At 58.6% G+C, this 21,677-nt stretch carries 16 protein-coding genes and 1 riboswitch; of the genes, 11 read left to right on the forward strand and 5 right to left on the reverse strand.

Features of this window, described 5'->3' with window-relative positions; translation table 11 throughout:
* Positions 1-106: 106 nt before the first annotated feature.
* Positions 107-211, forward strand: a riboswitch (SAM riboswitch).
* 212 nt (positions 212-423) lie between these two features.
* The 10 genes from H6650_19210 (at position 424) to H6650_19255 (ending at position 10,890) form a co-directional block, all read left to right on the forward strand.
* Positions 424-1,650, forward strand: coding sequence for a methionine adenosyltransferase (locus tag H6650_19210; GenBank protein MCB8954138.1), 1,227 nt, complete (start codon positions 424-426; stop codon positions 1,648-1,650).
* Positions 1,651-1,931: 281 nt separating this feature from the next.
* The gene (gene ffh / locus H6650_19215) at positions 1,932-3,266 is read left to right on the forward strand and encodes a signal recognition particle protein (protein MCB8954139.1); all 1,335 of its coding nucleotides are present in this window, start codon (positions 1,932-1,934) and stop codon (positions 3,264-3,266) included.
* A gap of 78 nt (positions 3,267-3,344) precedes the next feature.
* The gene (rpsP, locus tag H6650_19220; GenBank protein MCB8954140.1) at positions 3,345-3,761 is read left to right on the forward strand and encodes a 30S ribosomal protein S16; all 417 of its coding nucleotides are present in this window, start codon (positions 3,345-3,347) and stop codon (positions 3,759-3,761) included.
* Positions 3,762-3,955: 194 nt separating this feature from the next.
* Positions 3,956-4,192 (forward strand): KH domain-containing protein, encoded by a 237-nt coding sequence (locus tag H6650_19225; protein MCB8954141.1) that lies wholly within the window; start codon positions 3,956-3,958, stop codon positions 4,190-4,192.
* A gap of 254 nt (positions 4,193-4,446) precedes the next feature.
* The gene (rimM, locus tag H6650_19230; protein MCB8954142.1) at positions 4,447-4,989 is read left to right on the forward strand and encodes a 16S rRNA processing protein RimM; all 543 of its coding nucleotides are present in this window, start codon (positions 4,447-4,449) and stop codon (positions 4,987-4,989) included.
* Positions 4,990-5,055: 66 nt separating this feature from the next.
* Positions 5,056-6,168 carry a DNA-protecting protein DprA gene (gene dprA / locus H6650_19235; protein MCB8954143.1) on the forward strand — a complete coding sequence of 371 codons (1,113 nt, stop codon included), beginning with the start codon at positions 5,056-5,058 and terminating at the stop codon, positions 6,166-6,168.
* A 90-nt stretch (positions 6,169-6,258) separates the two neighbouring features.
* The gene (locus H6650_19240) at positions 6,259-7,347 is read left to right on the forward strand and encodes a mannose-1-phosphate guanylyltransferase (GenBank protein ID MCB8954144.1); all 1,089 of its coding nucleotides are present in this window, start codon (positions 6,259-6,261) and stop codon (positions 7,345-7,347) included.
* A 318-nt stretch (positions 7,348-7,665) separates the two neighbouring features.
* Positions 7,666-10,095 carry a type I DNA topoisomerase gene (gene topA, locus H6650_19245; GenBank protein ID MCB8954145.1) on the forward strand — a complete coding sequence of 810 codons (2,430 nt, stop codon included), beginning with the start codon at positions 7,666-7,668 and terminating at the stop codon, positions 10,093-10,095.
* 261 nt (positions 10,096-10,356) lie between these two features.
* Positions 10,357-10,575 (forward strand): carboxymuconolactone decarboxylase family protein, encoded by a 219-nt coding sequence (locus tag H6650_19250; GenBank protein ID MCB8954146.1) that lies wholly within the window; start codon positions 10,357-10,359, stop codon positions 10,573-10,575.
* Between the two features lie 132 nt (positions 10,576-10,707).
* Positions 10,708-10,890, forward strand: a complete 183-nt coding sequence (locus H6650_19255; protein MCB8954147.1) for a peroxidase — start codon at positions 10,708-10,710, stop codon at positions 10,888-10,890.
* 77 nt (positions 10,891-10,967) lie between these two features.
* On the opposite strand, the gene H6650_19260 is transcribed toward H6650_19255, so the two are convergent.
* On the reverse strand, positions 10,968-13,511 hold the full coding sequence (locus H6650_19260) for a hypothetical protein (protein MCB8954148.1): 2,544 nt from the start codon (positions 13,509-13,511) through the stop codon (positions 10,968-10,970).
* Between the two features lie 335 nt (positions 13,512-13,846).
* On the opposite strand from H6650_19260, the gene H6650_19265 reads away from it, so the two are divergent.
* Positions 13,847-16,096, forward strand: a complete 2,250-nt coding sequence (locus H6650_19265) for a DUF1906 domain-containing protein (GenBank protein MCB8954149.1) — start codon at positions 13,847-13,849, stop codon at positions 16,094-16,096.
* 51 nt (positions 16,097-16,147) lie between these two features.
* Here the strand turns inward: H6650_19265 and H6650_19270 are convergent, their stop codons facing one another.
* From H6650_19270 to H6650_19285, 4 genes are read right to left on the reverse strand one after another with little or no spacing between them, the layout of a single operon-like run.
* Positions 16,148-16,837: a MerR family transcriptional regulator gene (locus H6650_19270; protein ID MCB8954150.1), complete on the reverse strand. Its 690-nt coding sequence runs from the start codon at positions 16,835-16,837 to the stop codon at positions 16,148-16,150.
* 23 nt (positions 16,838-16,860) lie between these two features.
* Positions 16,861-17,583, reverse strand: a complete 723-nt coding sequence (locus H6650_19275) for a hypothetical protein (protein ID MCB8954151.1) — start codon at positions 17,581-17,583, stop codon at positions 16,861-16,863.
* 2 nt (positions 17,584-17,585) lie between these two features.
* Positions 17,586-18,668, reverse strand: a complete 1,083-nt coding sequence (locus tag H6650_19280) for an AAA family ATPase (protein ID MCB8954152.1) — start codon at positions 18,666-18,668, stop codon at positions 17,586-17,588.
* A gap of 13 nt (positions 18,669-18,681) precedes the next feature.
* On the reverse strand, positions 18,682-21,648 hold the full coding sequence (locus H6650_19285) for a molybdopterin-dependent oxidoreductase (protein ID MCB8954153.1): 2,967 nt from the start codon (positions 21,646-21,648) through the stop codon (positions 18,682-18,684).
* Positions 21,649-21,677: the final 29 nt, after the last annotated feature.

The following is a 21,677-nucleotide window of genomic DNA, read 5'->3' on the forward strand; positions in this document are numbered from 1 at the left end:
CCCCGTTTGACATCTCCTTTCGTTCAGGTATACTTTTTGGTCAATTCGATTATGCGCGGTTTTTTTGGGCTGGCCGCGCCACCACCTAAAAAATCACATAGCCATATCCTTATCAAGAGCAGTGGAGGGACCGGCCCGATGAAACTGCAGCAACCCCCTGAAATCAGGGACAGGTGCTAAGTCCGTCAGGATTGAACTTGGAAGATAAGAAGCCAGCACTGACCTGTAGCCTCTTGCCTTGCAAGGGGCTTTTTTTTGCTTACGCCGCGCCACGGCGCACGTTGTTTTTGCCCGGCGCACGTATTCCGCGCCCGGCGCACGTTTTCCGCGCCCGGCGCACGTTTTCCGCGCCCGGCGCACGTTTTCCGCGCCCCTCTGCCGCGCAACGGACCAGCGGGGAAAATTCAGAGAATGGAGGTAATCATGAGTCATTCCTTTATGAACGCACCACACTTGCTCTTCACGTCCGAATCGGTCACGGAAGGCCACCCAGACAAAATGTGTGATCAGATCAGTGACGCCGTGCTGGACGCCATCATGTCCCAGGACCCCTATGGTCGCGTCGCCTGTGAGACGGCTGTGAAAACGGGCATGGTTCTGATCTTTGGGGAGATCACCACCACGGCGCAGGTCAATTATGATGAACTGGTACGCAACGTAGTGCGCGACATCGGTTTTGACGACAGCAAGAAAGGGTTTGACGCCGAGACGTGCAGCGTCCTCGTCGCCCTGGCGAAGCAAAGCCCGGATATTGCGCAGGGCGTGAACCGTGCCCTGGAGTTTCGCGGCAATGGGAGCGAGGAGGCGCTTATTGAGTCGATTGGAGCCGGGGACCAGGGGATGATGTTTGGGTTTGCCTGCAACGAGACGGAATCGTTGATGCCGCTGCCGATTGACATGGCGCACAAACTGGCGCGGCGATTGTCGCAGGTGCGCCGGGATGGAACGCTGCCCTGGGTGCGTCCAGATGGAAAGACGCAGGTGACGGTGGAGTACAGTTATGGCCGGCCGAAGCGTATTCATACGGTGCTGGTGAGTTCACAGCACGCCCCGGAATTGTCCCAGGAAGAGGTTCATGCCGGCATTATCGAACACGTTATTCGCCCGGTTTTGCCGCCGCACCTCGTAGACGACGATATGCGCATCTTCATCAACCCCACCGGACGCTTCGTCGTCGGTGGTCCCATGGGCGATGCCGGTCTTACCGGGCGCAAGATCATCGTGGACACTTATGGCGGCATGGGGCGGCACGGCGGTGGCGCATTTAGCGGCAAAGATTGCACCAAAGTGGACCGCAGCGCCGCCTATGCGGCTCGCTGGGTGGCCAAGAATATCGTCGCCGCCGATTTGGCAGAACGCTGTGAAGTGCAAGTCGCTTATGCCATTGGCGTGGCCCACCCCATCAGCATTAGCGTGGAGACTTTCGGCACGGGCAAACTGGACAACGATCTGCTCGTGAGCCTGATTGAGGGGTGCTTTGACTTGCGTCCGGGCGCGATTGTGCGCGATCTGGAACTGCGCCGCCCCATTTACCAGGCCACGGCTGCCTACGGCCACTTTGGCCGCGACGACATTGACGCCCCGTGGGAACGCACCAACCGCGTGGAGGCGCTGCTGGCGGCGGCAAACGCGCTGCAAGAGCCTGCTTAAGTTCGCGGCGGGTTTTTCATTTTATCTTACCTTGACGCGGATACAAGGCTGCGTTAGAATTTTCAGCCTGGCAATGCGCGGAAGCGCGTGTTGGCGCTTGCGCGCAGTTGGCCGGATTATCTATCCGAGGCTGGCATGGGGTGACCCAAATGCCGGCATTCCCGTCTTGAGCAGTTGATCCTGACCTTTTTGCGCCATGCCAGGCATGGCCTGGGTAACTTTTGTCTGGTTAACGGAAGAACCCACCCGGCTTCACCGTTGGCACAAGGACATAACACACCATGTTTGAATCGCTGGGCAATCGCCTGCAAACCGTTTTTGATGGCCTGAAACGACGTGGCAAACTCACCGAAGCCGACGTCGATCTTGCCATGCGCGAAGTCCGCCTCGCCCTGCTGGAAGCCGATGTCAACTACAAGGTTGTGAAAAGCTTCGTGGCCCGCGTGCGCGAACGTGCCGTTGGTCAAGAAGTCATGACCAGCCTCACGCCCGGCCAAATGGTGGTGAAAATTGTCAACGAAGAGCTGGAGCGCACACTTGGTGAAGCGGGACGCCTGGAACTGGGTCGTCAATCTCCCACCATCATCATGCTCGTTGGCTTGCAAGGCGCGGGCAAAACCACCATGGCTGCCAAACTGGCCTTGCATCTGCGCCGAGGTGGCAGCCGCCCGCTGCTAGTGGCCGCGGACACCTACCGCCCCGCGGCTATTGACCAGTTGCAAACCTTGGGCAAGCAGTTAGACATCCCCGTCTATAGCGAAGGAACCACATCGCGTCCCCCTGACATCTGCGCCAATGGCGTCAAACAAGCCAAAGCTACCGGAGCAACGGTCGTTATTCTGGACACGGCGGGCCGTTTGAACATTGACGAAATGATGATGGACGAGATCAAGGCGATCAAGACCCGCGTCCAACCCATCGAAACACTTCTCGTGGCGGACGCCATGACGGGGCAGCAAGCCGTACGTGTGGCCACGGACTTCAACAACGCCGTCAACATCACCGGCCTCATCCTGACCAAAATTGACGGTGACGCCCGCGGCGGCGCGGCCATTTCCATGCGCGAAGTCACCGGCGTACCGATTAAATTCCTGGGCACGGGCGAGAAATTAAGCGCCATTGAAGTATTCCACCCCGACCGCCTGGCAAATCGCATTCTGGGCATGGGGGATGTTCTCACGCTAATCGAACGGGCGCAGCAGGAACTGGACCAGGAAGAAGCGCAGCGGGCGGGCAAACGCCTCATGGAAGGGGAATTCAACCTGGATGACTTCCTAAGCCAGATGCAGCAAATGAAAAAACTGGGGCCGATTGCCCAGTTGCTGGAGATGGTCCCCGGCATCAACAAGATGGCGAAAGATGTGGATCTTAGTGGCGCGGAGGGAGAACTGAAACGGGTAGAGGCGATCATCCAATCCATGACGGCGGAAGAGCGTCGCAATCCCAAGATCATCAAAGCCAGCCGCAAGCGCCGTATTGCCAAAGGTTCAGGAACGTCCGTGCAAGATGTCAACGTCCTCCTGAAGCAATTCCGTGAAATGCAGGAGATGATGAGAAATTTCAAGCGCGGCGGTCGCCGCAGCGCCCTGAATAACCTTTTCAGCGGGCGCATGTAACATGAAGTAAGGGCCTGGCGAAGACGCAGTGCCAGCGCCGTTACGGCCAATACTTTCCGATCTGGAGATTTCAAAACAATGCTGAGAATTCGTTTGAGCCGTGTAGGCAAAAAAAGACAACCTCACTATCGTGTGGTCGTGGCTGATGTGGAGGCCAAGCGTGATGGTCGTTACGTAGAACTCATAGGTTTCTACAATCCCCTCACCGATCCCGTCACCTACAAAATAGAAGAAGAGCGGGCGCTGTATTGGCTCAGCGTCGGCGCGCAGCCCTCGGATGCCGTGCGCCGTTTGCTGGAGAAGCAAGGCACATATGACCGCCTGGCGCGGCTACATGCGGGCGAAACATTGCAGGCGCTGGTTGCCGAATATGAGGGCGTGCCTCTGATGGAAACGGGCGCTGCCCCCGCGCCGGCGGCGGAAGCGGTTGCCGGAACGGTCGCCGTCGCCGAGGCAGTGATGGTGGCGGAAATGCCGCTGGACGAAGAAGAATAACCCATTTCGGCGATTACACCGGGTGGCAAAAGTGCCGGCAATAACGGCCATGCGTCGCCGCTGGGCGAATGTCTTGGGGCAAGTCGTTTGCTTGCGGCTTATAGAAGCATTGTAAGCGGCATGGTTTACAGGAATTCGGACAGTATCGTAGCGGCGCACTTCTCGTGTGGTCACTCTACCCGTGGAGCATAGGAATGTACAAGGACCTTGTCGAATACATCGTAAAATCACTTGTTGATAATTCTGACCAGGTGAGCGTGCGCGAGATCAAGAGCGCCTCTACCATTATCCTGGAACTCAGTGTGGCTGATGGTGATATGGGGCGCGTCATTGGTAAGCAGGGGCGCGTCATCAACTCTATTCGTGCTATTGTGCAGGTGTTGGCCGCCAAGCAAGGCCAGCGCGTCAACCTGGAAGTTGTGGAAGATTAGCAGGGTGGCAGCGGCAAGCCGATCTTGTTGGTTGCCGCTGCCTCAAGTGCCTCAAAGCCGTTCAGGATAGGCATGTGACCAGCCGGGCATGTCCTGACTACCGTTCACCACCCACATGACAACATCTTCCCGGAAGCTGCACCCCAGGACCATCATCCGTGACTGAGCTTCCGGGAAGATTATTTTCGAAGGAGGGCTGCGTTTTGACAGAACAGCGTTCACATCATCCAGAGTCGGATGCCCCACGAGGCTCGGTGATACCAGACACTGAGCCTCGTTTCTTGTTAATCGGTCAGATTGTGCGACCGCACGGGGTGCGCGGCGAGGTGCGCGTCATGGTGCATACTGACGTGCCGGAACGATTTACGTGGCTGCGGGCGGTGTACGTGAGTGAGGAAGCGGACACCGATTCGCCGCGTTGTATGGACGTCGAAGGGGCGCGTTTTCACCAAAACGCCGTGCTATTGAAACTGGCCGGCTGCGACGACCGCAATACCGCCGAGACGCTGCGCTCATTGTGGCTGTTTGTGCCGTTTGCCGAGGCGATCCCCCTGGAGGACGGAGAGTATTACCTTTACCAGCTTGAGGGTTTGCGTGTGGTGAGCGAAGATGATGAGTTGTTGGGCACGCTGGTGGAGGTGATGGAGACGCCGGCGAACAATGTGTTTGTGGTGCAGGGACCGTATGGGGAAATACTGCTGCCGGATGTGCCTGATGTCGTCAAGGAGATCGATTTTGCGGCGCAGTTGGTGACGATTCATTTGCTGCCGGGGATTTTGCCGCGGGATCGTTCGTAAGGCGAAGGGGACGCGCCGGGCGGGCGAATTTGACAGTCGCGGAAGGCGCGTGGTATTCTGGCTCTTATGTCTGACCTTAAGTATTGGCTGGGTTTTAACCTGGTAAAAGGGATTGGGCCGGCAAAATTACAGGCGTTGCTGAGTTATTTTGCGGATGTGGAGCAGGCGTGGCAGGCGAGTGAACCGGATTTGCGGCGATTGGGCCTGGATCAGCGGGCGATAGCGAATCTGGTTGAGGCGCGGCGTACGTTGGATTTGGATGAACGGCTGCGGATGGTAGGAGATGCCGGCATTTCCCTCCTCACCTGGGCCGACCCTGCCTACCCGCGCTACTTGCGCGAGATTCCCGACGCGCCCCCCCTCTTCTACACCCGTGGCCGGATCAACGAAGTAGACCAGTGGGCCGTTGCCGTCGTGGGGACGCGCCGCCTGACTGCCTATGGCCGCCAGGTGACGCAAACGCTGGTGGAAGGACTCGTACGCAACGGCGTCACCATCGTCAGCGGCCTTGCTCGCGGTATTGACTCCATAGCCCATCAGACCGCCCTGGAAATGGGAGGACGCACCATCGCCGTCCTCGGCTCCGGCCTTGATTGCATCTATCCCCCGGAAAACCGCCCCCTGGCCGCGCGTATTCCCCAGGATGATCATGGCGTGGTGATGACCGAATATGCGCTGGGTGTGCAGCCGGAAGCGCGCAACTTCCCCCCGCGTAACCGCGTCATCAGTGGCCTCTCGCTGGGTACGTTGGTTATCGAAGCGGGCGAACGTAGCGGGGCGCTCATCACGGCGGATTTTGCCGTGGAGCAAAACCGTGACGTGTTCGCCGTGCCCGGTAACATCAACAGCCCCGTGAGTAAAGGACCCAACCGGCTCATTCAAAACGGAGCCAAACTCGTAACCGGCGTGGAGGATATTCTGGAAGAACTGAATATCAACATGGTCTCGGAGCGTGTTGCGGTGCAGATGGCGTTACCGGAGACGGCGGAGGAAGCGGCGCTTTTGTCGCTGCTGTCCCCGCAGCCCACCCACATCGATGATCTGGCGCGACAAGCCGGGCTGCCCAGCGCCCTGGTCAGCAGCACCCTGACGTTGATGGAACTGAAGGGTATGACGCGGCAAGTGGGGGGAATGAATTATGTTTCATTCCGGGAATCCGGTCCTGATTATCAGGTGTAGTCGTGTAACTGTTTCTGGGCATCTTTCTGGAAGCTCGCAGCTTCCAGAAAGGTTGATGGTTTGCCGGGCAGCAACAATGAGGTTTTGAGGATGAAAGTAGTCATTTTTGCCGGTGGCACGGGGCGACGCCTGTGGCCGATCAGTCGCCAGCGCTCACCGAAGCAGTTTGAGCCGATCATTGGTGATCGTTCGACTTTGCAGCTTGCGGTTGAGCGGGTGGAAGATTTGTGTGGTCTGGAGAATATCTTTATTTCCACTAACGAGCGGTATGTGCCCCTGGTGGCACGGCAGTTGCCGCGGATTGCGGTCGCGCACCTGATTGGGGAACCGATGCGGCGCGATCTGGCGGCAGCCGTGGGTCTGTCTATGATCCATCTGGCGCATATGGCGTCGCCCACGGATACGGTGGCGATTCTGTGGGGCGACAACACGATGGCCGATGTGGACACGTTCAGACGGGTCTTGACAATCGCTGAACAACTGATACAACAAAAAAAGGCTGACATTCTGTTTATCGGAGAAACGCCCCGTTTCGCTAACGAGAATCTGGGTTGGATTGGTCTGGGGCCTCAGCGTGGCAGTATGGATGGCTGGCCCTACTATGGGTTTGAGTCGCTTACGTATCGCCCGCCGTTGGAAGAATGCCGGCATATGATGGCCGCCGGCTCGCATGTGTGGAATACGGGCTACTTCGTGACCACGGTGGGTTTCGTGTGCGACGCCTACCGCACCTATCAGCCGGAAATGTGGGCCAGTCTGGAAGAGATTGGCGCGACCATCGGCCAGCCAGATTATGCGCGGACGTTGGCGCGTGTGTACGCGACGCTGCCGGAGATGAGTTTTGATGATGCGATTCTGACGCATTTGCCGGCACAATCCGCGCTCGTCCTCCACGGTGAAATGGGCTGGAGCGACCCGGGCACGCTATACGCCCTTAAAGAGGCTATCAGCCCCCACGCTGAAGACAACGTGACCAAGGGCCTGGTTCGGTCCCAAGCCTCACGCGACTCGCTACTGTACAACTATGAAGCCGACAAACTGCTGGTGGCCATAGGTCTGGAAGGCATGATCGTCGTCAACACGGAAGACGCGATCCTCGTCGTACACAAAGATCACATACCGTTGGTGAAAAAAGTGGTTAATGGTCTGGAAGGAACAGACCTGGAACACTTCAGTTGAACTGAACGTACCTTCTCAATAAAGGGCGGGAACGTTGGTTGAGCCTGTCGAAACCAACGGCCTTCGACTGAACTGAACGTACCTTCTCAATAAAGGGTGGGAACGTTGGTTGAGCCTGTCGAAACCAACGGCCTTCGACAAGCTCAGGCTGCGTTTCCCCCAAAAGTCGAGAATGTACAACTGAACACCGAAAACCCCGGTTTCTTCCGCGGAAACCGTTTTTTAACCTACCTCCGTGGCCCGTTGCCTCAGGAGTACTTCCAACAAGCGGAAAAACTGTCGTTTTTTGGCGTCTTTTGACACATTGTCCCAACTATGATGAGTGAACAAACACCTTTAGAAGGCTACTGCCTGAAATGTAAAGAAACGCGCGTGCTGCAAGACCCGCGCCCCGAATGGGCGTCTAACGGCGCGCCGGCCACACGCGGAAAATGCGCCGTCTGCGGCGCGAACATCTATCGCCGTGGGCATACGCCTGCCCATGACACGTTGCCTAAGCCAGAAGTGACGGCGGGCGCGCGGAAGAAAGCCGCTTCCAAGAAAGCGAACTCCGGTAAAAAGGGGAAGGCGGGCAAAAGTCAAACGGCGAAATCCACATCCCGCGAGAAACGTAGCGGCAAGCTCGTCGTCGTCGAATCTCCGGCAAAGGCCAGAACCATCGGGCGTTACCTGGGCCGTGGCTACACAGTTAAGTCCAGTGTCGGGCATGTGCGCGATCTGCTCAAGTCCCGCCTCAGCGTGGATATTGAGAACGATTTTACGCCCGAGTACCGTGTGCCCAATGACAAACGCGCCGTGGTGAAAGAACTGGAAGCCGCCGCCGCCAAGGCGAGCGAGATTTACCTGGCAACGGACCCGGACCGAGAAGGAGAGGCGATTGCCTGGCACGTTTTAGAATCCGCTAACATGGATCCACGGCGGACGCAGCGGGTCGTTTTCCATGAAATTACGAAATCGGCCATTTTGGAAGCGTTCCAGCACCCGCGCCAGATTGACATGCGGCGTGTGGACGCGCAACAGACGCGCCGCATTCTTGACCGCCTTGTGGGGTACAAGCTCAGCCCGCTGCTATGGCGCAAAGTGCGGCGTGGCCTCAGCGCCGGGCGCGTGCAGTCCGTGGCGCTGCGCCTGGTGGCGGAGCGTGAGCGGGAGATCGACGATTTCCAGCCGCAAGAATACTGGCTGATCAAGGCGGAATTGAGCCAGGAGAAATACCGCCAGGCGCGGCAGCGGCTGACCTTCGTGGCGCGGTTGCATCGCCTGAACGGGGAGGAGCCGACGCTGTCCTCCGCCGCGGAAGTGCAGCCGCACCTGGATGCGCTGCGGACGGCGGATTGGAAGGTGGGCAAAGTGCGGCTGGGCAAGCGCACGCGCCGCCCGTCCGCGCCTTTTACGACCAGCACGATGCAGCAGGAAGCGTCCCGCCGGCTGAATTTTGGCACGAGTAAGACCATGCGGGTGGCGCAGCAACTGTACGAGGGGGTGGATATTGGCGCGGAAGGCTCCACGGGTCTGATCACGTATATGCGCACGGACAGTGTTTCCGTGTCGAAAGAGGCGGAAACGACGGCGCGCGCGTACATTGCGGCGGCGTTTGGCAAGGAGTACGTGCCGGAGACGCCGCCGGTGTATAAGACGCGCTCGAAGACGGCGCAGGAGGCGCACGAGGCGATTCGACCCACGTCGGTGCAGCGGACGCCGCAGCAGATGAAGTCGCATTTGTCGCGGGATCAATATCGCCTGTATAAGCTTATCTGGGATCGGTTTGTCGCCAGCCAGATGGCCCCCGCCGTTTACGACACGGTTTCGGTGGATATTTATGCCGGCAAAGCGGCGACGCCGTTAACGAAGCGACCATATCTTTTCCGCGCGACGGGTTCGACGCTGCGTTTTGCCGGTTTCCTGGCGTTGTACGAGGAGTCGAAGGAGGAAAACGGGGAGGAGGATGATGTGGTTGTGCCGGCAGATTTGCAGGACAACGAGCCACTCGATCTGATCAAACTACTGCCGGAACAGCGATTCACCCAGCCGCCGCCCCGTTTCTCCGAGGCGACGCTGGTGAAGGAAATGGAAGAGAACGAGATTGGCCGCCCCAGCACGTATGCGTCGATTATTTCCACGATCCAGAATCGGGGATACGTGGTGCGCGAGGGGAGCCGCCTGGTTCCCACGGAAACGGGGTATCTGGTCAATGACTTGTTGGTGGAGCATTTCCCGGACATTATTTCCGTGAATTTTACGGCGCGCATGGAGAGTGAGCTGGATGAGATCGTGGATGGGCGGGAGTGGGTTCCGCTGATGCGGGATTTCTATGGACGCTTTAGCCAGGACCTGGAGAAGGCGGATCAAGCGATCCCGAAGATGGATTTGAAGAAGGAGCCGGAGTTGGTGGGGCGGGCGTGCCCTGCGTGTGGGCAGCCGTTGGTGTACCGCGAGAGTAAGTTTGGCAAGTTTATCGGGTGTAGTGATTTCCCGAAATGCCGGCATACCGAACAAATCCTACACAAAATCGGCGTCGCCTGCCCCCAGGACGGCGGCGACCTGGTGCAAAAACGCACCCGTCGCGGGCGCGTCTTCTACGGCTGCGCCAACTACCCCGACTGCGACTGGACCAGTTGGAAGCGCCCGCTGCCCCAACCCTGCCGCCTCTGCGGTGGCCTGGTCGTCCAGGTCAACCGGGACACCGGCGAATGCACCAAATGCGGCGAACGCCAGCCCGTCCACGTTCCCGATGCCGTACTGGAGTGATGACCAGTCTTTCATTAAGTGAGCGTCTAAAAACAACTTCCCGTTTTTAAGATTGAGTTCACTGAAAAAACCGGGTTTTTCGAGTGTCCGGCCGAAATAACCAGAGTGGTTCATGTGTAAAAACCCGGTTTTTGGCCTTTTTTCAGTAGAGTCAAGATTGGTCCAATCTTCAAGATTGGACCAATCTCAGTAAGTTATTAGTGAACCGGCGGAAACTTCCACGCCAAAAACGCCAGAGTCCGGTTAGAAGGAATAAACACCATGGCCTTTATCGCGTATGTTCCTGAGGAGGCGCTGGCGGAGGGGGAGCGGGTGGCGGATCGGGATAACATCATCCAGATTCACAGCGTGCATCCGGCGGTGATGCGGCAGCATTATGACCTGTACGTGCAGGTGATGCGGCGTGGGGGACCGTTGCGCCGTGTGCAGCGGGAGATGATGGCCGTCGTGGTGTCGGCGCTGAATCAGTGCCATTACTGACTGCACCATCACGAAGCGGGGCTTCGCAAACTGCTGACGGCGCAGGCGTGGACGGAGGCGGCGCAGGATGACTTGCTGACGACGCTGAAAACGGATTATACGGCGGCTCCCCTGGCGGCGGCGGACCGGGCAATGCTGGATTACGCGGCCAAGTTGACGCGGACGCCCGGCGCGATCACGGCGGCGGATGTGGCGGCGCTGCGGGAGGTAGGCTTTGATGACCGTGCCATCCACGACATTTGCGCCGTGACGGCGTATTTTGCATTTGTCAACCGCATCGCGGATGGTTTGGGCGTGGAATTGGAGGGGGAATAGTGTCCGACAAACCTTCCCGGAAGCTGCGAGCTTCCGGGAAGGTGGGTGGAGCTTCCGGGAAGGTGGGGGAACCGATTTTACGGTTGGGGGGTCAGGGTAACGTCGTCTACGAGGAGTTCACCGGCGGTGAGGTTGTTGTAGATGGGGATGACGATGATGCTGGTGTAGTTCTTCTGGGCGGTGAAGTTGAGGTGGTAGTTCTGCCAGCCATGTGTGCCCAGGTTGTACCCTTTGGTGAAGGTCTGTTTGCTGCCATCGGCGTAGCGGAGGATGACGACGGCTCCCGTGGGCGTGCCGGCAGCGTTCCTCGTTGCCGCCCACACGCTGAGCTGATAGCTATCGCCCGCCGCCCCGCTCCGGTTCACGACCTGGTAGACGAATTTGGTGGGGCCTGTCGCCGTGGAGTAGAAAGAGCATAATCCTCCGTGGGCGAATGTGCAGTACTGCCCGTCTTCGGGCGCAGCGTTAATCGCCTGCCAATAGTCCGGTCTGCCGTCTCCGTTGCTGTCAATCTCGAAGCCGCCATTGAGGATCAGGGCGGCGATGGGCTGGTACTCATACGCGCCCATGTCGCAGCCGTCGTCGGGCGGCTCATGCCCCACGCCGGGGACATCTACGCGGGGTTCGCCGCGCTGGTCCAGGGTGAAGATGCTTTCGGGCAGGCCATCCCCGTCGAAATCCGCCTCGCAACCGGCGGGATTGCCGGCATCTATCGCCGGACTCGTATCAGATAAAGCGTGCGTTTGCGTTTCCCCGCCATTGTCCGCCAGCGGCAGCAGCAGCGGGTCCCCAATCAAGTCGCCCACTTCCGTGAAATTGCAGCTCGCGGGACCGATATTGTAGCCCTGGGAGACGATGTCTCCGGCGCAGGTTTGGTCCGTGTCAATGATGCTGCTACGGAAGTGCGCGGGAGAGCCACCCCACGCCTTCAAGACCTCGTTCGGGGAACTGTTGTCGCTGATCGTTACATTATTCAGGAACATTTCCCCGGCGGTATACCCATTGTAGAACGCACCCCACAAATCCGCCGTGTTGCCACTGATGGTGCTGTTGTTGAGGACAACGCGGCTGGTCGAGTAGGTGTAGATGCCGCCGCCAACGGACGCGCTGTTGTGGCTCAGCGTGGTGTCGTTCATGGTGACGTAGCCGCCGCGATTGTATAGCGCGCCGCCTTCTTCATCGGCATGATTGTTGTCAACGGTGGTGTCGTTGAGCGTGAAGAGGACGGTGGACGTGATCGGCTGATATTCGTCTATGTGAATTGCCCCGCCGCGCGCTTCGGAAAGGCCGCTGCCCAGCGCCTGGTTGCCGATGAGGGTGGATTGATTCATCTCCACGGTGACGGTTCCGGCGGAGGAGTAGGCGTGGATGCCGCCCCCTGTGCCCCCGTAGACGCCAATGCCATTGTATTCGGCCACATTGCTGATGAAATCGGTGTGGTTGATGATCAGGGTGCCGGGGTTGGCATCCTCATCATCGCGCACGAAGATGGCCCCCCCGCGCCCGTTGCTGTAATTGCTCTGGAAGAGGCTGTTGTTGATTTCGTTGAGGCCGCCGTTGATCATGATGGCGCCACCGCTGCTCACGCTGCTGTTGTTGAGGAAAGCCACGTTTTCCAGGGACATATTGTTGCTGAAGCGGGTGGCAATGCCGGCACCATGCACACCCGTGTTGCCATAATTGCTGCTGATGAGGGTGTTGGTGATCACCAGAGAGCCGCTGTTGCTGAAAATGCCGCCGCCATCCGTTGCCAGAAAGCCGCCGCAGTTGGCGACCAATGGCTGCCGACCTTCGGTGAAGGTTGGCCCGGGGATGAGCGTGCCTACTTCATTTTGGGTGACGGCGGAGCCGCTGATGACGACCGAGCCGTCAATGTTGTAGAGACCGCCCCCCTGGACTTCGGCGATGTTGCTGTCCAGGCTGGCGCCGGAGAGGATGACGACGCCTTCCACGCTGCTGATGCCGCCGCCAAAGCTGTCGGATGTGTTGCCAATGGCGCTGCTGTTGGAGAGAGTGACGCTGCCGGCATCGTTGAATATCCCCCCGCCGCCGCCACAGTCACTATAGCCGGGCGTGACGCTGTTGTTCCGCACCACGGAGTAGCTGAGAATGACCGTGCCGCCATCGTTGCGGATGCCGCCGCCGCTGCCCGCCGCGCCCGCGGTGGTGAGCGCGCCGCCGCGAATCGTCAGCTTACTGAATGTGACCACCGGCGTGCCGCCGCCGCCAATGACGTGGAAAACGCGATCAATGCCGCCGGCGTCAATCGTGGCCCCCGCGCCGGAGCCGATAATCGTGACGGTTTCCAGAATATCCAGGTCGCCGGTGGCCGCGGCATCTTCTCCTGTCCCGGCCAGAGTCAGCGCGAAGTTGCCTGCCGGCAAAAAGATCAGGTCCGCGCCCGCCGTTGTGTTCGCGGCAATGATCGCTTCCCGCAGGGAACAGTCACCTGCCAGACAGCCATTCGGCGTGGGATCATCAAAGCGCGTAACGGTGAAGTTGGCCGCCAGGGCCACATCCGCCTGGGTCATGAGCCAGACCAGGCCGCCCAGCGCCGCCAGCAAAGCCAGCAGCAAACCGCCACGCCGTCTGCGTACTTGGGACGAAACGTTAACTTTCATGGAATGCTCCTTGTTATTTGGGTGTTCTTGAATCTCAAACTACCAGGAGCATAATAGAAAGACGATCTGAAATCGATCAGAGGCGGTGAGGGAGAACGACAACGGGCACAGGTCGATTCCGCGTTTTTTTCGTGGGCAATCCGCCGTGGGGGTGTTATTATTGGCTCGTGTTGCGTTTCTTCGGTTGTAGCTGACATGGTAATAACCCCGGCATCGTCCTGATTGGGGCTGACGGTGGCATGAAATATGGATCTGCATCGTTACCATAAAAGTGCGATCAGGAAACAACGTGGTTGTTTGCTTTGATTACCGCTTCATATTTTACAGGTGGCAGCATGAATTCAACTCCCCGCAAACGTTCCCTTCTTCTCTTCTGGCTCATCCTCTTTGCCTTCCCCTTGTTCCTCGCCGGGCGCGCCGCCAGCGCCCAGTCCGACGAAATTCGGCAGGCGGAGGCCGACGTTCCCTTCCCGGACGCTGCTCGCGCCCCCAATCTTGCTCCCTACACACCCACGGGCTGGGATTATCCCATCGTGCCTGCTTCGGTCTCCGGCACGAACACCGTCAACACCCTCTATGCCGGTCAGACAACCTACATCGACTGGGCGGTCGTGAACAACGGTAATCAGAGCGCCTGGGATCAATTCTCGGTCTGCGTCTACCTGGATGGCAGCCAGATCGGCAGTTGGTCCGTACGCCGACTGCGGCGCAACTACTACACTTATCTTGAAGATTGGACCTATACGGTCAACAGCAGCGGCAACCATACCCTGCGTATTGTTGTCGATTGCACCAACGTTGTAGCGGAAAGCAACGAAAACGACAATGTCTGGGAGCATACCTTTTACTGGCAGGGCGGCGGTGGCAATCCCGGTGGCATTGTCATCTCTAACCAGCAAGGGTTCGACAAATGCGAAATTCCTTCCACCAGCCAGATGCAAACGTGGTGGAACAGCAGCCCGTACTATGAAATCAATCTGTACATAGGCGGTTCCGCGCGCGCTTGCGCCAATTCCGGTCTTAATGCTGCCTGGGTCTCTACTGTCAGCAATCAAGGTTGGAATTTCATTCCCACTTGGGTGGGGCCACAGGCGCCGTGTTCTGGCTTTAGTTCCCGTTTTAGTTCCGATCCCGCCACCGCCTACAGCCAGGGACGCAGCGAAGCAAATTCCGCCTACAATGTCGCTACTAATCTCGGCCTCATTGGGCAAGGGCGCAATACGATCATCTACTATGACCTGGAAGCGTACCCTGGTGACGCAAACTGTCGTGAAGCGGCTAAATCATTCATCAGCGGCTGGAGTGGTCGCCTGCAGGAATTGGGCCAACGGGCCGGCGCGTATGGCTCCGCCTGTGGCACTTACGTCACCGACTGGGCGAGTGCCGGCAATGTACCTGACGATGTGTGGTTGGCGCACTGGATTTATAGTGGCTACAACGCCAATGCCACCGTCTGGAATGTGGCCTGCGTCTCCGATGGTTACTGGAGCAACCATCAACGCCTGCGCCAATATGCCGGTGGACACAATGAGACCTGGGGCGGTGTGACTTTTAACATTGACAGCAATGCGGAGGATGGGCACGTGGCGGGGGTGAATCCGCGCGCGATGTCTCCCGTGCAGTTGGCGCAAACGGGCGTCAGCGCCCGCGACATGCGCTTGCTCAATGAGCGGCAGGGATGGCTCCTGACGGATGGGAAGTTGTTGTGGACGGAGGATGCCGGCATTTCCTGGACAAACATCACGCCCGCAGGTATCGACCCGGCGGCTATCCAGTCGGTGGCCTTCAGCGATGTGCGGCATGGTTGGGTAGCCGTCCCCACGGCGCTCAATGCGCTGGCCGTGTTCGCTACCGTGGACGGCGGCCAGACGTGGCAGCAGCATGACCTGACGCTGTTTGCGCCGGACAGCGGCCAGGCAGCCGCGCAAGTCCATCTTGATTTCGTTTCCACGCAGGTTGGCTATCTGGCGGTGACACTGAGTTCGGGCGTCAACTTCAGCCAGGGGCTGTTGTTCCAGACCGGCGACGGCGGCCAGACCTGGCAGCAGCGGACGCTGCCGCTGGGCGCGGCGGTGCGCTTTAGCAGCCCTACCACGGGCTGGACGGTGGGCGGTCCTGCCGGAGACGCGCTGTATCGCACGCGAGATGGCGGACGTTTCTGGACGCGCCTGACGCTAACGGATGCCGCGGTTTCTTTTGCCGCGCTGCCGACTTTTGTTGACGAAATGAATGGCTGGCTCCCGATAACGATTGCTGATGGAGATCAGTCGCGGGTGCGGCTTTATGCCACGATGGACGGGGGCGCGACCTGGACGCTGGCACGCACGCTGCCGCTGGTGGTGGAACCGACCGGCCATGTACCGGTGCATTTGGTGGATGGTGTTATGCGCCTGTCCGATGATGCCGCGCCGACGGGGGCGGGGCAAGCGACCTGGCAGGGCAAGACGGGTTGGGTGCAGACGGCGGTGAGCCAGTGCAGTGGTGAGAAGGGTGTGGCTCCGCTGCGTTGTGTGACGACGAGTAATTTGTGGTGGAGCGTGGATGCCGGCATCACCTGGACCCCCATGACGCTGCCAAACGAATAATCCACATCACAACATGGGCGCGACGCACCCCCGCGTGCGTCGTGCCCTCATCTACTTGCGCGCAAACAGACTGCGCCCCCCCTTATCTTGCTGCTGGCCGCTATCCAACAGCGCCTCCATCTTCTCCGCCTTCGCCTGCGCCGCCGCCAATTGGTTCATCACATTCATGCGCGCCGTGCGTTCTTCCTTCAACTGCTGCTGCAAATTACTCAAATTTGCCAGTTCCGTCTCCTGGCGCGCAATCGTCGTTTCCGCCTGCAACACCCTGGCCTGCGCATCCTTGATTTCCTGATAGCGCGCCTCGTACTGATCGCGGAAATAATCCCGTTCCCGTCCAATGCGCTCAATCTCATCCCGCAGCTCCCGAATCTGCGCCTGGTACTGCTGCGTCAGCTTCTCCGCGAATAACTGGAAAACCTCCACGGGCGCAAAATCGGGGGAGGGCATCAGTGGTGTGCCGGTCCCCGTGCGCCCACTGACGACCAACTCCCGCGTCGGCTGCGGCACGTTCATGCGATCCCCCGCCGCCAGCGCGTCGTGAATGTCCGCGTAGCTGGCGTTCTGCCCGCGCAGATACGCCACCAGCGCGAACACCGTCAAATCATCCTCGCTGAAGCGGCGCCGTTCGCCACGGGGCGGGGCCGCGCCCGCGCTCAGGTACGGCGCAAACTCCCGCGCCCACGTCCGTGCCGTGTGCTTGCTGATGCCAAACAGTTCAACCAGAGTTGATACAGTCGCCATGATCCTCTCAAAGAGTTCCGAGTTTATAGGGTTTCCATGAAGCGTCTGATAGATGAAAAAGCGTCGTGATCGAAATTCCAATAGCCTTTTTGAGCAGCAACGCCCAGATCAAGATCAGGTCGATACCGCGACGCCAAAAAAGCATGGACAAAGGCAGGATTTGTCTGTCGGGGATATTGGTTGTTGAGGGATGGATACTGCTCTTGAAAATGCTCAAAGACACTCATCTCGACCATTTCCCGTGATGCCAGAAAAGCCCTTACGGAAGCCTTTGCCAGATGGGGAGACTGTCGGACCATGGTATTCCTCAAACACTCGAAATAACCATTGACACACGATATGGCCGGGTTATCCTTTACCGATTCAAGACACACATCTTCGAGCATTCCTGTAGCGGAATGAGGCGGAACAATCAGAATAGACACCGATGGGTCGGCTACAAACAACTCCGCCGATTTTAGAGGAGATGGTAACCCACGATTCCGAAGTACGCTACATATGCTTTGAAAAGCTGCCTCGGCGTCATTATCGGCATCCCGCACAATTCCCAGCGATTGTACATTCTCCCACCCAGGTGTGGTCGCAATCGCCTTGAGTCTGGTTTGAAACTGGGTGTAGCCGCCTGCAACAATAATCTGGATGTCCTTTAGCGAGAGGTGATTAACCAAAGCACCGAATAGATTTCGTTCGTCTTTGCCCTCTACCAGAAGCAGTTTGGATTGCGTTATCGCTTGTGTCTTTTCCATTACTACCGTGTTTCCAATCCAAGTTCCAGCGCCATGGAAAGCGTTTCAAAGTCATAGGATTTGACTTTGACATCATCTTTGATGCGGTCCAGACGGTACAATTGAAAATCATCTTGACGGGACTCAAATGCTTGGACCGCTGCACTAATGCACTCAGAACTGTGAGTGGTAGCAAAGAGTTGTACATCATATGCTCGCGCTGACTGAGCCAATGCACGCCAAATGTCACTCATTATTGAATGATGAAGACCGTTTTCCACTTCATCAATCAGCATGGCCCCACCGCGCACCCGTGGTATAGCCAGGACGTAGCTCAGGACCCTTGTAATACCGTCGCCCATCAGTTGCAATGGTATCAAGCGTGATCCTCCTGTATCGCCATATATCATAACTTTCCCGCCCCGATGTTGCAGTGTCAGGTCTTTTAGCTTTGGCTCTAGCAATTGGAGCGTGTTAATTACCCTTGTTTGTTCTCGCGCGATGGCCAGGCTACTGAAGCGTTCCGCAAGTTGCTCACTGCTTTCCCGGTGCTTTGCCGTATGAAAAACAGCCGCGGGTCGACCTGATTGTGGCGTTCTGTCAACCCGAATTTCGTCTGAACTATCCGTTAGCGTTGCCGTGGACACAATCTCCGTCTCATCATCTTCTTTGTAGATAAATTGTACTTCAACACCAGGGTCTGACGTGGAGTCCTGACTTGTGTCCAATATCTCCAGTTGTCCACCACCGTTTCCCAAATGCGGTTTTAGTGTAGCGACTGTTTGCCGCGGAATCTGAGACACGATTTTTAGCGATAGACGATGTTTGTCATCCGTCTCAGCAATCAACTTTATTTCTTTTGCCGGATCAAAACCGCAAAAGAGATTAAGCATCAATTCATCGCTCCTGAATCTCTGAATTCCTCGTAAAGCATCAATGCCCATACCGAGAGCCGGGTTATGGTAGCCGTAATGGAGGAAAAGGGCTTCTAGCAATGCTGTCTTTCCCACATTGTTCTTCCCCGCAATCAGGTTGACACGATTGAGGGGAGTAATGTGGAGTTTCTTGAAACATCTGAAGTTTTCAACGGTAAAACTTGAGAACATCTTCTCCTCCTCTCTATGGCTCATGTAGCATCGCGTACACGCGAGAAGGCGTGAACGGGATGCGGCGGATGCGCGCGCCGGTGGCGTTGTAGATGGCGTTGGCGATGGCCGGGGCGACGCCGTCCTTGGGGATTTCGGCAATGGCTTTCGCGCCAAAGGGTCCGCTTGGTTCGTTCGTTTGCACGAGAATGCACTTGAGCCAGGGCATTTCGTCGGCGCGGTAGATGTGGTAGGGGCCAAAGCTGTCGTTGATTAGCGCTCCGTCCGGCGTGTAGACCATTTCTTCGCAATGGGCGTAGCCCAGCGCCTGCGTCATGCCCCCTTCTACCTGGCCGCTGGCCGTGATCGGATTGATGGGTACGCCCGCATCCACGGCCATCACCAGTTTCGTCACCGTCACCTGACCCGTTTCTACGTCTACTTCCACCTCCGCAAACTGACCGGCGAACGGCGGGGGGGATTCCATGCTCACGTAGGAGGCGGTGGACATGATCTGCCGCTGCTGGTCTTGATGCAGCGAATGCAGGGCGATTTCGCCCATTTCCACGCGGCGACCATCCGGGGCGATGGCCTGCCTGTCCTTGAGGCGAATGTCGTGCCAGGTGTCCAGCCCCAGCATCAACGCCGCCCGTTCTCGAATCTGCTCCGCGACCTGCTCGCACGCCTTCTTTACGGCCATGCCGGAGATGTAGGTAGTGCTGCTGGCGTATGCGCCCGTATCGAAGGGGGTCATGTCGGTGTCGCTGGAATAGATGATGATGTCCGCGAGGGGCACGCCGAGGACCTCGGCGGCAATCTGGGAAAGCACGGTGTCGGAACCTGTGCCCAAGTCGGTTGCGCCCACGAGGACGTTGAAGGAGCCGTCGTCGTTGATTTTGACGCTGGCTCCGCCCATGTCCAGGCCGGGGATAGCCGTGCCGTGCATGCACATGGCCGCGCCCAGGCCGCGCCGCAGATGGGGCTTTCCGGGGACGTGCTGCCAATCGGGTTGGAATTGCCGCTCCCACTCGATGGCCGTCATGCCTTGTTGGAAGCATTCGGCGAGGCCGCAGGTGTTGATGACGGGTTCGGAGGTGACGGTTTCTTTCTCGCCTTCGCCCAGCAAGGGGGCAATGGGCATGGTGTCGCCCGCCTGCACCCAGTTTTTGCGGCGGAAGGTGATGGGATCGAGGTCGAGGGCGTGGGCGATTTCGTCCATGTGGCTTTCCAGGGCGAAATGGGCCTGGGGCGCGCCGTAGCCGCGATAGGCACCGGGGACGGGGAGATTGGTGTAGGCGACGAGGCAGTCGAATTTGCGGTGTTTGCAGTTGTAGCTGCTGAGGCCGCGCAGGCCGGTGACGGTTTGTACGGTGAGGCCGTGGGTGCCGTAGGCGCCGGTGTTGGCGACGACGCGCATTTCCATGCTGTGCAGCGTGCCGTCGGCCATGACGCCGGTGCGGTAGGTGATGGTTTGGGGGTGGCGGGTGCGGCTGGAGCGGAACTCTTCGGAGCGGGTGAGTTCGAGGCGGACGGGACGGCCCGTGGCGATGGTCAGGTGGCCGACGATGTCTTCAATGAGCATTTCTTGCTTTACGCCAAAGCCGCCGCCGATGCGGGGTTTGATGACGCGGATGCGGCGCACGGGGAGGTCCAGCAGCGGGGCGACCATGCGGCGGACGTGGAAGGGGACCTGGGTGGAGGTGCGGATGACGAGGCGTTCGTCGGCATCCCACCAACTGATGGCGATGTGCGGTTCAATGGGGCATTGCTGCACCTGGTGGACGTAGTAGGTGTGTTCGAAGATGTGGTCGGCTTCCTGGAAACCGCGGGCGACGCTGCCGACTTCGGCGTGGATGTGGTGGACGATGTTGCGGCTGGCGTCGTGGATGCCTTCGGTGTCGTCTTCGTCGTGGATGATGGGCGCGCCGGGTTGGATGGCTTCGTTTTCGTCGAAGATTGCCGGCATTTCCGCATACTGCACCCGAATCAACCGTAACGCCGCCTCCGCGATTTCCGGCGTCTCCGCGGCCACGGCAGCTACGCGGTCGCCCACATAGCGCACCTTGTCGTCAAAACTCACCTGATCGTGTGGTGGCGGATTCGGATACGATTGCCCACCAGACGCATATTTTACCCGCTTGACATTCTTGTAATGCAGCACCGCGTGGACGCCAGGAAGGGTCAGTGCCTCGCTGTCGTCAATATCCAGAATGCGCGCATGGGCGTGCGGACTGGTCAACAGCCGCGCGTGCAACATCCCGCGCATATCCATGTCGTCAACGAACGCGGGATTTCCCTTTGCCAGTTTTACCGCGTCTACTTTCGTCTCCGGCTTGCCCACAACGGCCGTTTCCGGGATGTGGGAGGTGAGCATGAGGTCGGTTTGTGGCCTGGTGATAGTTGTCGTTTGCCAGGGAGATCCGCCCATTTCCGGCCCGGCCATTTCCGGCCCGGCGTCCGCGTTGTCGGGCGCGGGGGGAATCTCCATGTAATAACTGGCGTCCACCATATCCGGCCCTTCGTAGGGGGGGACATCTTCACCACGCAAATAGGCCGCGGCTCGCTTCACGGCGGCCACGGGCTTGAGATAGCCCGTTTCGCGGCAGAGAATGCCGGAGAGCGCGTCCCGAATCTCGGCTTCGGTCGGGTCTGGATTTTCTTGCAGCAGCGCCCTGGCCGCCAGGATCATGGCGGGCGTGGCGTAGCCGGATTGAATGGCGCCCGTTTCCACAAAAGCCTGTTGAATCGGGTGCAACTGGCCTATTTCCGTGGATAGCCCTTCGATAGTTTCCAGGCGGTGGCCGACCGCCTGTCCCGTGAGCAGTACGTCACTGCTGACGAGGCGGCCATCCAGAATAATGGCCGCCGCGCCTGTTTCGCCGCTGTCGCTGCCAAAGCGCACGCTGAAGTAGCCGGCGCGCCGCAGCGTATGCAAGAGCGTGTCGGTAGGGAGGGCATCAATAACTTGATCGCGTCCGTTGATGTTGAGGGTGAGAGTCATGGCGACCTCCAATTAGGCGAGGTGGGGGG

The organism is Ardenticatenales bacterium, from assembly GCA_020634515.1.
Taxonomy (GTDB): Bacteria; Chloroflexota; Anaerolineae; order Promineifilales; family Promineifilaceae; genus JAGVTM01.

What these genes read in the sequence shown, in the direction of transcription:
- H6650_19210 (MCB8954138.1), top strand. Translation starts at nt 424, where the DNA reads ATGAGTCATTCCTTTATGAACGCACCACACTTGCTCTTCACGTCCGAA.
- ffh (MCB8954139.1), top strand. Translation starts at nt 1,932, where the DNA reads ATGTTTGAATCGCTGGGCAATCGCCTGCAAACCGTTTTTGATGGCCTG.
- rpsP (MCB8954140.1), top strand. Translation starts at nt 3,345, where the DNA reads ATGCTGAGAATTCGTTTGAGCCGTGTAGGCAAAAAAAGACAACCTCAC.
- H6650_19225 (MCB8954141.1), top strand. Translation starts at nt 3,956, where the DNA reads ATGTACAAGGACCTTGTCGAATACATCGTAAAATCACTTGTTGATAAT.
- dprA (MCB8954143.1), top strand. Translation starts at nt 5,056, where the DNA reads ATGTCTGACCTTAAGTATTGGCTGGGTTTTAACCTGGTAAAAGGGATT.
- H6650_19240 (MCB8954144.1), top strand. Translation starts at nt 6,259, where the DNA reads ATGAAAGTAGTCATTTTTGCCGGTGGCACGGGGCGACGCCTGTGGCCG.
- topA (MCB8954145.1), top strand. Translation starts at nt 7,666, where the DNA reads ATGAGTGAACAAACACCTTTAGAAGGCTACTGCCTGAAATGTAAAGAA.
- H6650_19250 (MCB8954146.1), top strand. Translation starts at nt 10,357, where the DNA reads ATGGCCTTTATCGCGTATGTTCCTGAGGAGGCGCTGGCGGAGGGGGAG.
- H6650_19255 (MCB8954147.1), top strand. Translation starts at nt 10,708, where the DNA reads ATGCTGGATTACGCGGCCAAGTTGACGCGGACGCCCGGCGCGATCACG.
- H6650_19260 (MCB8954148.1), bottom strand. Translation starts at nt 13,511, where the DNA reads ATGAAAGTTAACGTTTCGTCCCAAGTACGCAGACGGCGTGGCGGTTTG.
- H6650_19265 (MCB8954149.1), top strand. Translation starts at nt 13,847, where the DNA reads ATGAATTCAACTCCCCGCAAACGTTCCCTTCTTCTCTTCTGGCTCATC.
- H6650_19270 (MCB8954150.1), bottom strand. Translation starts at nt 16,837, where the DNA reads ATGGCGACTGTATCAACTCTGGTTGAACTGTTTGGCATCAGCAAGCAC.
- H6650_19275 (MCB8954151.1), bottom strand. Translation starts at nt 17,583, where the DNA reads ATGGAAAAGACACAAGCGATAACGCAATCCAAACTGCTTCTGGTAGAG.
- H6650_19280 (MCB8954152.1), bottom strand. Translation starts at nt 18,668, where the DNA reads ATGTTCTCAAGTTTTACCGTTGAAAACTTCAGATGTTTCAAGAAACTC.
- H6650_19285 (MCB8954153.1), bottom strand. Translation starts at nt 21,648, where the DNA reads ATGACTCTCACCCTCAACATCAACGGACGCGATCAAGTTATTGATGCC.